The sequence below is a fragment of the Salipiger sp. genome (assembly GCF_059781815.1).
Genome location: NZ_JBYNAH010000037.1, coordinates 21,954 through 28,532, shown reverse-complemented (window position 1 = coordinate 28,532; position 6,579 = coordinate 21,954). Strand labels below are relative to the sequence as shown.

The following is a 6,579-nucleotide window of genomic DNA, read 5'->3' as shown; positions in this document are numbered from 1 at the left end:
CAGCAGGATGCCCTGCACGATGGTGTCGATCCAGATCATGCGTGTACTCCGAAATAGGCGTCGTGGATGGCCTCGCGGCTCAGTTCCGACGGCGGGCCGGACAGCGTCACCCGGCCCTCCATCATGCAATAGACCCGGTCCGCGACGCGCAGCGCCTGGCCGATATCCTGCTCGACCACCACGATCGAGGCGCCGCTTTCGCGGATGCGCGGAAAGGCGTCATAGATCTCGCGGATCACCACCGGGGCGAGCCCGAGGCTGATCTCGTCGCAAAGCAGCACCTCCGGGTTCGACATCAGCGCCCGCCCGATGGCGACCATCTGCTGCTGCCCACCGGAAAGCGCGGTGCCGCCGTGATGGCGCCGCTCGCGCAGCACCGGCATCAGGTCGTAGATCCGCTCGAGCGTCCAGTAGCCGTTGCCGCGCCGCGTATCGGCGCCGATCAGCAGGTTCTCCTCGACGCTGAGCGACGGGAACAGCCGGCGCCCCTCGGGCACCATGGCGATGCCGCGCTCGAGCACCTCCGGCGCGCTGAGCGCACCGATGGGGGTGCCGTCGAGCCGGATGGCGTCGGGCGCGTGTCTCAGCAGCCCGGTGATGGCGCGCATCAGGGTGGTCTTGCCGGCGCCGTTGGCGCCGATGATGGCGACGGTCTCGCCACGGTTCAGCTCGATATCGACGCCGAACAGTGCCTGAAAATCCCCGTAATGGGCGGTCAGCCCGTGGGTCGAGAGCAGCGGTTCGGTCATACTTCCAGCCCCAGATAGATTTCCTTCACCTCGCGCGAGGCCATGACCTCACCCGGCTCGCCGATCATCAGCATCTTGCCGAAGTTCAGCACCATCAGCCGCTCGACCACCGAGTTCAGCGCGTGCAGCACGTGCTCGATCCAGATGATCGCGGGGCCCTCGGCATGGATCGCGCGGATGGTCTCGATCAGCGCCCCGCATTCCGCCTCGGTGAGCCCGCCGGCGATCTCGTCGAGCAGGATCAGCCGCGGCGAGGTCGCCATGGCGCGGGCCAGCTCGAGCCGCTTGCGCTGCAAGAGCGAGAGCCCGCCCGAGGGCTTCTCGGCCACCTCCGCAAGCCCGGTGCGGGCGAGGATCTCCATGCAGAACGTCCCCGCCGCGTGGCCGTGATGGCCGCCGCCGAACTGCGCCGCGACGAGGCAGTTCTCGTAGACCGAGAGATGCCCGAAAGGCTGCGGGATCTGGAACGACCGCCCGATGCCGCGCTTGACGCGCTCCATCGGCGGGGTGCGGGTCACGTCGCGCCCGTCAAAGGCGATGCGCCCGGTATCGGGACGCAGGTTGCCGGTGATCAGGTTGAACAGGGTGGATTTCCCGGCCCCGTTGGGGCCGATGATGCCGAGCGCCTCGCCGGGCGCCACCTCGAAGCTCACATCGTCGGTGACCGTCAGGGCACCAAAGGACTTCGACACGTTCTGCAGGGACAGGATGCTCATGACGTTCGCCAGCGGGACCCGGCGGCATACGCCGCCGGGCCGTCCGCCCTTAGGCCAGCGCCTCGAGAGTCCCGCCAAGCGGGATCTCGGGCGCGTTGCCGTTCTCGACGATGACGAGCTCGAAACCGCCCTCGCCATCCTGGCGCCACTGGCCGCCGACCAGCGGCGTCTTGGCGACGTTCTTCTGCGCGAAGGGCGGCAGGTTGTCCTTGCCCCAGGCGATGTTGCCGACCACCGTGTCGAGGTTGGTCGCCCCGATCGCCTCGGCCAGATCGTCGCCGTCGGTGGGATCGTCGGCCCGCTTGAGCGCATCCGCCGCGACCTCGAAGAGCGCGTGGGTGAAGCCCACCGGCTGGGTCCACTGACGCCCCGCGGCCTCCTCGAACCCGGCGGCCAGGTCGGCGTTGCTCTCCCCGGTCAGCGACGAGCTGTAGGGGAAATCCGGGGTCCAGTAGACCTCGCAGGTGAGGTTGTGACCGAGGTCGCCCAGCTGCTGCACGCTCTCGGGGAACAGCAGCGCCTTGGCGATCGAGGCGATGCGCGGCGTGTAGCCCTGCTGGCGTGCCTGGGTCCAGAAGGTGGTGAAGTCCGGCGGGATCGGGATGCCGGTGAAGATCTGCGCATCGGCCTGCTTGAAGGCGTTGATCTGGGCGCTGAAATCGTCGGTCAGGTTCTGGTAGCGACCGGGATCGACCAGCGTGTAGCCCGCCGCGGCCGCCGCCGGCGGCATGCCGACATCCGAGGCCCAGGCGTTGCCGTCGCCATCGTTTGGCCAGAGCGCGCCCAGCACCTTGTTGCTTTCGACCTGCGCCCACATGTTGAGGAACACCGAGACATTGTCCTCGAGCCCCCAGAAGAAGTGGTGCACGTAGTCGAATTCCTGCCAGGTCGAGGGATCGCCGGGATTGCCCTGCTGGCCGATGAACCACGGCTGCCACCGCGCCACCGACGAGATCACCGGGATCTCTTCGGCCTCGGCGATGGTGCAGACCGGGTTGGTGGTCTCGGGGGTGGAGGCGACGCAGATCAGGTTGACCTCGTCGCGCACGATGAGCTCGCGGGCGACCTCGGCGGCGCGGTTGGGGTTGGACTGGCTGTCCTTGACCACCACCTCGACATCGAGCCCCTGCGCCGCAGCGGTCTTGACGAATTGCTCGATCATGTAGGCGTCGGCCTCGGAAAACGCCGAGAGCGGGCCCGATTGCGGGCTCACGTAGCCGATCTTGATGGCGGCGCCGCGCGCGATGGCGGGCATGGCCAGCGAGGACGCGGCCAGAGCCGCGCCGGATTGCAGAAGTCTCCGTCGATTGAGCATCATGTCTCCTCCCTGATGCGTGTTCGGTCCTATTCGGGCCGCGCGCCCTCCCAAGCGCGCTGCAGAAGCGCCCTGATGGCGCCGTGTTCGATCGGTCTGGGGTTCCAGTAGGGGTTCTTCACCGCCAGGTCGGCGGCGCGATCGAGATCGGCCTCGCTGACGCCCAACTCGGCCAGTTTCAGCGGTGCACCGAGCGACTTGGCAAAGTCCCAGAGCCCGCCGCCGATGTCGCCGCCGAAGAGCTCGGCCAGCGGGGCGATGCCCTCGGCACCGGCATTGTAAGCGGCGGTGTGCGGCAGCAGGATCGCGTGGGTTTCCGCATGGGGCAGATCGAAGGAGCCGCCGAGCGTGTGGCAAAGCTTGTGATGCAGCGCCATGCCCACCGATCCCAGCACCGTGCCGCAAAGCCAGGCGCCGTAGAGGGCGGTGCCCCGCGCCTCGGTGTTGCCGGGATCGGCAACGATCCCCGGCAGCGCGTCGCGCAGCGCCCGCACCCCCTCGACCGCCATCATCGAGGCAATGGGGTTGCGATCCTGCGCGTAGACGCCCTCGACCGCATGCGCCATGGCGTTGAGCCCCGAGGTCACCGACATGGCGACCGGCAGGCCGAGCGTCAGCTCGGGGTCGTAGATCACCGTGTCGGGCAGCACCCTGGCATCGCGCAGCGTGGTCTTCACCCCGTCTTCGGTCTGACCGAGGATCGGCGTGACCTCCGAGCCCGCGTAGGTGGTGGCGATCACCACCTGCGGACAATCGGTGCGCAGCGCGATGGCCTTGCCGAGCCCCACCGTCGAGCCGCCACCAAGCGCCAGCGTGCAATCCGCCCCTGCCGCCACGAAGGCGGCCAGCGCCTGCTCGGTCACGCCCACCGGCGTGTGCATGGCAGCCTCGGGGAAGACCCCGGCCGACAGCGCGCCCAGCTCGTCCGACAGCGCCTGCGCCTCGGCCTTCTGGAACGGTGTCGACAGAACCAGCGCCTTGCTGCCGCCGGCCTTGCGGATTTCCTCCGCGACGCCGGACCGGCTGCCCGGACCAAAGACGATCCGGGCGGGGTTGAGGGTGCAGGTGAACGGCGCGGTCATGGTCACTCCGCCGCCATCGCCGGGCTGGCCTGCAGGTGCAGCGCGTCCATCACCTTGGCAAAGCGCGCCTGCAGGGTTTCCGGGCTGTTGGCCGTCACCGCGACGTAGAAATCGGGCCGGATCAGCACATAGGTGGCGTCGATCTCGTCGAGCCAGGCCTTGAAGGTCCCCTCGCTGTCGATCACCTCGCAGGAGCCGCCCGGCGCGCAGATCTGCACCGGTGTGCCCTCGAGAGCCGCGAGCTGCGCGCGCTGCTCTTCGCTCAGCGCCGCCAGCGGGTCGGTCTCGTAGCCGATCAGAACCCAGCCCTGCGCCACCGCCTGATCGAAACGATCGCGGGTGCCGCCGGTCTCGACCACGCCCTGCACCGACAGCTCGCCGGCATGCTGGCTCTCGTCGCACCACGCGCCCTTGCCGAGATGGCAGATATCGGTGGGCACCGGTGTGCCGCCGCGGGCCTCGAGCTCGGCGATCATTGCGGCGTCGCGCTTGGCCGCGGCCTCTTCGTCGGCGATGCAGATGATCTGCCCCAGCTCCTGGCTGAAGTTGATGTAATGCTTGGCGTGCTCCTTGCGCTCGCTGGTGTAGCTGTCGAGCACCTCGAGCCCGTACTTGCCCTCGAGGATGCCGTTCAGACGCCAGGCCATCGCCACCGCGTCGCGGACCCCGGCGCACATGCCTTCACCGGCAAAGGGCGGCATCAGGTGGGCGGCATCGCCGCCGATCATGCAGCGACCCTTGTTCCACGCCTTGGCCCAGCGGGCCTGGAAGCGGTAGACCGCGGTGCGCTCGAGCTCGGAATTCTCGGGGGTGACACCCCACGGCGCCAGCAGCTCCCACGCCTTGGCCTCGGTCTGCATCTCCTCGACCGACTCGCCCGGGAGCAGCATGTACTCCCAGCGCCGCCGCGCCGGACCTTCCGGCTCCGGGCCGGGGCCGCCCGGAACCACCGTGGTCGGGCGGACCGGATCGCAGAGCTGCCATTGCGCCGGATCCTGCGGGCGGCTGGCGACGTAGTCGAAGTTCGGGATCATGTCGAGGATCAGCCAGTCGAAGAAATAGCCGCGATCCTCGTTCTCGATGCCCAGGCTCTCGCGCACGAAGCTGTTGGCGCCATCGGTACCGGCGAGGAACTTGGCCCGGATCACGTGGCTTTCGCCATCGGGGCCGACCTCCTCGGGGTTGCGCTTGAGCGACAGGGTGACGCCCTCGGCATCCTGCTCGAGCGCGATGCCCTGCCAGCCGCGCAGGATCTGCACCGTGGGCAGGGTGGCGGCGATCTGCAGCAGGCGCTTTTCCATCATCGGCTGATTGAACCAGTAGCGCACGCGCCAGCCGCTGGCGGATTGGCTCTGCCAGTCGACGATCTGCAGATCCTGACCGTCGCGGTTGCGCCAGTAGTACAGCTCGTCATGGAAGCTGATCGAGGGATCGTTCTCGGAATCGATGCCCAGCGTGGCGAGGATGCGGGCGATCTCGTGATCGTAGGTCACGGCGCGCGGCAGCTCGTAATGGGTGGTCCAGCGCTCCACGAGCGTCACGCGCTTGCCGCGCTGGCCCAGAAGGATTGCCAGAAGCGTGCCGACGGGGCCAGCGCCCACGATGGCCACATCGGTTTCGGTGCCCGGAATGCGGGGGGAAGCGTTCATCATGTCTCCTCCGTGATCGGCAGCGGCGCGCGGCCCTGCCTTCTCTCTCTCCCTCGCCGCAGCGCCTCCTGGCCTGCCAGCGATCTCCCCTTGATCGTGCGGCAAAACTGAACGTTCGTCAACTTTGACGTTTCCTCATTTGTTTCTGCATCTGCAGCATCGGTTAAGCTGTCAGGATGGCTCACCTTTTCGGCGCCTGCCTGACGTCGAGGCAGCCCGGTCACGGGCGGCGCCGAAAGCCGCCGAGGCGGCGTGGTGCGATTGCGAGCCGGTTCGGAAGTGAATATGATTCGGTCCCGAGCATCAGGGATCCGAGATGACCGAGCAGCCGCCCCAGCCCGCCCCCGAGGGCCGCGTCGCGCGACGCCAGCGCCGCAACCGCGCCGCGCTGATCACTGCAGCGCGCGAGATCATGTCGGAAAAGGGGGTCGACGCGGCGACCATGCTCGAGATCGCCGAGCGCGCCGATGTCGGCGCCGGCACGGTCTACAACTACTTCAAGTCCAAGGACGACCTCGCCATCGCGGTACTCGAGACGCTGATGCACGATCTGGCGCTGCGCATCGAAGAGGTCACCAACACCTTCATCGACCCGGCTCAGGTCTATGCTTTCGGCATCCGCACGGTGCTCGACACCGCCACATCGGACCCGCGTTGGGCGCAGATGCTGAACCGCTCTGAGGTGATCTCGGACGCGATGTTCCGGATGATGGGCCCGTTCGCGATCCGCGACCTCCGGCAGGCCTCACAGGCCGGGCGCTTCCAGGTCTCGAACGCGGAGCTGGTCTGGCGACTGACGAGCCACGCGCTGATCGGCGCAAGCCTCGCGATCATCAATGGCGATGTGCCGCAGGCCGCCCGCAGCCAGGTCATCGCCCGGCTGCTCTGCATGACCGGCATCGGCAACGATGCCGCGGTCGAGCTGGCCTCGCGGCCCCTGCCCGCGCTGCCCAAGGAAAGCCGCTAGGGCGCGGGCCTGCCGCCGCGACCTGTGCCGCAAATGAAAAGACCGGCCGGCATCGCAGCCGCCCGGTCCCGTTGTCCTGCCCCGGCCCGCCGCCGGGGCTG

6 protein-coding genes are annotated in these 6,579 nt (G+C 68.3%); 1 reads left to right on the top strand and 5 read right to left on the bottom strand.

The features are described from left to right. Positions 1-35: 35 nt before the first annotated feature. Genes AC6RA4_RS06415 through mhpA form a run of 5 tightly spaced genes read right to left on the bottom strand, consistent with a single transcriptional unit; the run spans position 36 to position 5,511 of the window. On the bottom strand, positions 36-749 hold the full coding sequence (locus AC6RA4_RS06415) for an ABC transporter ATP-binding protein (protein ID WP_500158539.1): 714 nt from the start codon (positions 747-749) through the stop codon (positions 36-38). Beyond that, the gene (locus AC6RA4_RS06410) at positions 746-1,465 is read right to left on the bottom strand and encodes an ABC transporter ATP-binding protein (RefSeq protein WP_500158537.1); all 720 of its coding nucleotides are present in this window, start codon (positions 1,463-1,465) and stop codon (positions 746-748) included. The genes AC6RA4_RS06415 and AC6RA4_RS06410 overlap by 4 nt, the downstream gene beginning before the upstream one ends. Positions 1,466-1,514: 49 nt before the next feature. Continuing rightward, entirely contained in the window at positions 1,515-2,783 is a 1,269-nt protein-coding gene (locus AC6RA4_RS06405; RefSeq protein WP_500158535.1) for an ABC transporter substrate-binding protein, read from the bottom strand. 26 nt (positions 2,784-2,809) lie between these two features. After that, on the bottom strand, positions 2,810-3,862 hold the full coding sequence (locus tag AC6RA4_RS06400) for a maleylacetate reductase (protein ID WP_500158533.1): 1,053 nt from the start codon (positions 3,860-3,862) through the stop codon (positions 2,810-2,812). Between the two features lie 2 nt (positions 3,863-3,864). Beyond that, entirely contained in the window at positions 3,865-5,511 is a 1,647-nt protein-coding gene (gene mhpA / locus AC6RA4_RS06395; protein ID WP_500158531.1) for a bifunctional 3-(3-hydroxy-phenyl)propionate/3-hydroxycinnamic acid hydroxylase MhpA, read from the bottom strand. 316 nt (positions 5,512-5,827) lie between these two features. On the opposite strand from mhpA, the gene AC6RA4_RS06390 reads away from it, so the two are divergent. Continuing rightward, positions 5,828-6,478: a TetR/AcrR family transcriptional regulator gene (locus AC6RA4_RS06390; protein WP_500158529.1), complete on the top strand. Its 651-nt coding sequence runs from the start codon at positions 5,828-5,830 to the stop codon at positions 6,476-6,478. Positions 6,479-6,579: the final 101 nt, after the last annotated feature.